The organism is uncultured Chryseobacterium sp., assembly GCF_913776365.1.
Lineage (GTDB): Bacteria > Bacteroidota > Bacteroidia > Flavobacteriales > Weeksellaceae > Chryseobacterium.
Genome location: NZ_CAJYMO010000014.1, coordinates 1 through 5,001 on the forward strand (window position 1 = coordinate 1; position 5,001 = coordinate 5,001).

Annotated in this window: 3 protein-coding genes and 1 pseudogene; all 4 read left to right on the plus strand. The window is 38.5% G+C overall.

Going from position 1 to position 5,001, the window contains the following annotated elements; genetic code table 11:
* A partial coding sequence (locus tag QZ735_RS00755) for an RHS repeat-associated core domain-containing protein (RefSeq protein WP_294243286.1) occupies positions 1 to 1,313 on the plus strand: 1,313 nt, incomplete at its 5' end.
* 9 nt (positions 1,314 to 1,322) lie between these two features.
* Positions 1,323 to 1,853 (plus strand): hypothetical protein, encoded by a 531-nt coding sequence (locus QZ735_RS00760; protein ID WP_294243287.1) that lies wholly within the window; start codon positions 1,323 to 1,325, stop codon positions 1,851 to 1,853.
* Positions 1,854 to 2,059: 206 nt separating this feature from the next.
* Positions 2,060 to 3,865, plus strand: coding sequence for an RHS repeat-associated core domain-containing protein (locus QZ735_RS00765; RefSeq protein WP_294243289.1), 1,806 nt, complete (start codon positions 2,060 to 2,062; stop codon positions 3,863 to 3,865).
* A gap of 630 nt (positions 3,866 to 4,495) precedes the next feature.
* Positions 4,496 to 5,001 (plus strand): annotated as a pseudogene (locus QZ735_RS00770) (hypothetical protein); the annotation flags it as partial.

Consider the following 5,001-nt stretch of genomic DNA (forward strand, 5'->3'; position numbering starts at 1 on the left):
AGGTAAGGAACCTCTTTGGCGGAAGCACGGAGACCCGTAACATCACCACCAAGTACCTGTTCCGGGCCGATGGCACGAAGCTGAACAAGCTTTATACCTACGGCGTTGCCAAGAATCAGTCGGAAACCTACCAGATGACGGAATATCTGGACGGTTTTCAATATGAAACAAAAGGTTCTTCTTTAAGGACGCCCCGGATTTTGAAATTTGTTCCTACCGCTGAAGGCTATTATAATTTTGAAAATAATAAGTATATTTACAATTACACAGACCATCTGGGAAATGTAAGACTTAGCTATTTCCACAATGGCAGCAGCATAGAAGTTCTTGAGGAGAATAATTATTATCCGTTCGGTCTGAAGCATGAAGGCTATAACCCGACAGCAGGAAATCCGGCGTACCAGTATAAGTACAACGGCAAGGAGCTGCAGACGGAATCTGGAATGTATGATTACGGAGCCAGGTTCTACATGCCGGATATCGGAAGATGGGGCGTGGTGGATCCGCTGGCGGAGAAAATGAGAAGGTATAGTACTTATAACTATGCTTTCAATAATCCAATAAGTTTTATTGATCCAGATGGAAAGGAAAGTGAAGGATGGATAAATCAGAAATTTGATGATGGTAGTCAAAAAGTGACTTATAATGCTAATATTAATACTGTTCAAGAAGCAATGGAAGCTGGCTATGCAAATGTATATGGAGTTGCTGAAACAGGTGAGATAACAAATACTTCAGATGGATCAGTAGCTTACTCTCTGAATGCAGATGGAACTGTAACTAATTCTGCAGGAGAAACTTCTGATGGATATTTAACTACTTCAGGAGGAATTGCTATACAGGCAAAAGGAGCTTTTGATCTAACTAAATGGTTATCACATTTGGGAAATGAAGGAGGTAACTTTTATTCAAACCTCGGAGGGGCTGGTCTTAGCGAAGGAACAAATCCATTTTTTAGAGGTGGTATAGATAAGATAGTTGATGTTGAAGGCTACTTCGGAGGTATAACTAATGGTTTAAGTAGAGGAGATAAAGATGTTCCAAGTTTATTAAATTTTATGGTTGATGGTATGTCTTTAGTTGATTTAGCTTACTCAACATTTGGAGGAGGAAAAAGTAAAGATGACACAATTATAAATGTTCAGTTTAGAGTTGGATATAAATATGATCCAAATGTAGGGTATGTAACTTCTAGAGATACTACGGTATCAATGCAAGTTCCTAAAATGCCTAATACAAATAGAAGATATGATTATTTGGGAAATAGTGATGTCCGTAAAAAAGTTGATAGTATAGACCAAAGGGTCAAATAATTAAATAACGTGAAAATAGAAAAATTAGTTAGCTTAGTATTCGTGTCTTCATTTCTGTTACTTTCATGCGGAAAAAAGGATAGAATAGAAAAAAGGCAGGTAAATGATTTTATTGTTGAAAGTGTTTTTAAAAATGACACTTTAATTAGTTCAAAATCAATTAATAAAAAAACAAATACTCTTGAGTATGATTTTGCATATAATAAGAAGGGACTTATAACAAAAGTAAATGAATATTATAAAAATGGTAAGATAAAGACAATATCCACATTAGATAAAGAGCCTTACTATTACTTAGATATTGGATATTATCTTAATGGTAATATTGAACATGAAGGAAGTATTAGCTATATAAAGCAAACTAAATACAGAATTGGGTGGTGGATATTTTATAATAAAAACGGAACTGTAAATAGTATGGTTGAGTTTGATAATGATGGTAAAGGTAATGAATGGGTAGTTCAAAAGAAAGAAGCAAATGCTGAAGAGAAGAAATGTTCAACTACTGCCCAAACTATAAAACTTAACAATTTAAAATAGAAAAGTCTGCATCTTTAGCAATTATATTCATTATTATGAATTACAACAAAAAATTACAATTTTTGTAATTTTTTGTTGTAATAAAAATAAATAACCTTTAATAATAAGTCATCATAAATTTTTCCAATTTAAAAGCAAAAAGGTAGGCAGAGAAATCTCATTAATCGTTACAGACCATCGGCTACCAGTACAACATCCGCGGCTGGATGACCAAGATCAATGACCCAAAGAACCTGGGCGGGAAGCTCTTTGGCTATGAGATCAAATACAACAATCCTGAAAATCCTACTATTGCTCCCGGCAGGTTTAACGGTAATATAGCAGAAGTGGACTGGAACAACGGATCTGACAACTTACTGAAAAGGTACAACTACCAGTATGATCATCTAAGCAGGCTCACTAACGCTTTTTATAAAGAGCCCAGTACAGGGGTCAATCAGTCTTTTGACGAATACATTACCTATTACCTCAATGGCAACATCATGAACCTTAAGCGGTATGCGCCTCAGGTATTTTCTACTACTGCCACCAAGGTAGATGATCTGGATTACCAATATGCAGGTAACCGCCTGACCAAAATCATTGAGAACGCGATGAACGATACGGGGTATGAAGGCGGGAACAATACAATTGACTATGACCTGAACGGCAGCATGACCAATATGATGGATAAAGGCATTGAGAATATTGCCTATAATCACCTGAGCCTTCCGGACAGTTTTTCAATTACCCAGGCAGATCCTTTCGGGGGCAATCCCGTACACTTTAATCTGGGATACCTGTACCGTGCGGATGGGACAAAGCTCCGCAAAACAAACTTACGGGGCGGAGGAAGAGGACAATCTACTTCGTATGCCTATACGGATTACCTCGATGGCTTCCAGTACAGTTTTTCGGAGACGGTACAGCCCTGCCTGTGGTGCAGGACCAGCGTGGCCTATGAACAGCAGGCCTTCAAAGATCCTGTTATCCTAGATCCGCCGACCGCTTCGCCGGGATGGCAGCTGGATTTTGTAGCCACTGCAGAAGGCTTTTACAGTTTCACGGAAAACCGCTACATTTACCAGTATAAAGATCATTTGGGAAATGCAAGGGTAAGCTATGCCAGGAAAGGGGACGGAAGCCTGGAAATAACAGATACCAACAGTTATTATGCTTTCGGAGTCAACCATATCGGTGGAGCCAAGTCGAATCTGGGTGGGTACCGCAGCTACAAGTACAACGGCAATGAGATCCAGGAAAGCGGGATGTATGATTACGGAGCCCGTTTCTACATGCCGGATATTGGAAGATGGGGCGTGGTGGATCCGCTGGCGGAGAAATACAGAAGATGGTCGCCTTATAATTACACAGTAAATAATCCTATCAAATATACTGATCCGGATGGGCGTGGAGTTACTGACATTATTATTACAGGAAGTGCAGCTGCAATTGAGAAATATAAAAACGAAGTATCTAAAGGAACTGGAGGTTTTTACAGTGTGAATGTAGATAGCTCAGGAAAAGTTAGTCTTGTTTCAACAGGTATAGCGAGTCTTGGTATAGAAATGACTTCTGAACAAAAAGCATTTTATCAAGAGTATTCAGCTGTTGTAAATAGTAATGAAGTAGTTAAACAAGAGGTGGTAGAAAATGATGCGAATACTGTTGTTGACAGTTGGGTTACTAACAAAATCGACATTGCTGACATTGCAGAATTTGACAAAGCAGGAAGCGGTGGTGCAACAAGTGCTGGAGCTTTAACTCATTCAACCGTTGAGCAACATGAAAAAGCTAAGTTAGGTCTGAAATCAGGAGATATTGGAAAAACATCTGGTAGTACTGCTGTAGATTATGAAGCATCCCATAATGTAGCCAAAATAGCAGAAAACAAAGTAAATGGTAATACAAGAATAGAAAATACAACAGGTGGGGCAGATAGATTTATTGATAATAAAAATGCTGTAACAGAGCAAACTTTAACAACTACAGCAGCAGGAGGAATTAACGTTAATAAAAAACCTATACCATAAATTATGAAAAATATATTAAATATCATTCTTATCATGTTATTTTTCTCATGTTCTGTGACAAAAAACGAAATTTTGTCGAAAAGATCTTCACAGTGTGTAGAAAATAGGCAATTTAAATATGAGTTTTACAAAAATATAAATATTGTTGATAGCTTAATTACCAAAAATCAAAATGAAAGTTTTCATAAGTCTCTCAAGTTCATTTCAATCTATTCGCATGTATCATATGAGAGTACATTGAATTACAGTAGAACATACCCTTACGGAGCATATGAAAAAGATAGAAAAGAATGGATAGTTTGGTATGAAAGAAATAAGTGTAGTAATATCCAATTAAAAAACTAAACAACAAATCAACTTAGTAAGCGGGTTTTGTATTGATAAAATTGATTGCAATTTAGTTTGTCTGAGGAAAGCGTTAAGGAGAGCGAAGATATGTTGAGCCGATCTCGGATTTGTAATCTGTGAGAAGTAAAAAAACTTTCCTAGTTAATGCGAGAATCCGCTTTTGTGTGGTCATAAAAGTAACCCATTATAATTTTGCGATGGGTTTTTATGTTGTGAAGCATCGCCGAAATAGACCGGCGGACCTCCACTGTTTCAGGGGACCACCTGAGAAGGTACGGTTATGTGTACGATAAGCTGAACCGCCTCTCGGCAGGCTTTTACCAGAAGGATACCAATCCTTCGGCAAGGGAATACTATGAAAAAGTGAGCTATGACTTAAACGGCAATATCATGACCCTGAAAAGGTCTGCAGAGGCGCAGGGGACTTCCGCATTCAGTATCGATGAGCTTATGTATGTTTATGAAAACAGCAATAAAAGCAACAGGCTGTTATCGGTTACCGATTCCTCCACGGACTACCGGGGCTATCCGGAAACTTCCGGGAATGCGATCCCGTATGATGATAACGGGAATATGCTTTCCCAAAAAGACAAGGGGATTTTAAATATCACCTATAATTTCCTGAACCTTCCGGATCATCTCACCTTTGACCAGACCTATCAGGTAAGGAACCTCTTTGGCGGAAGCACGGAGACCCGTAACATCACCACCAAGTACCTGTTCCGGGCCGATGGCACGAAGCTGAACAAGCTTTATACCTACGGCGTTGCCAAGAATCAGTCGGAAAC

Bases quoted from the DNA above. Each gene is read 5' to 3' on its own strand.
- QZ735_RS00765 (WP_294243289.1), top strand. From the start codon at position 2,060: ATGACCAAGATCAATGACCCAAAGAACCTGGGCGGGAAGCTCTTTGGC.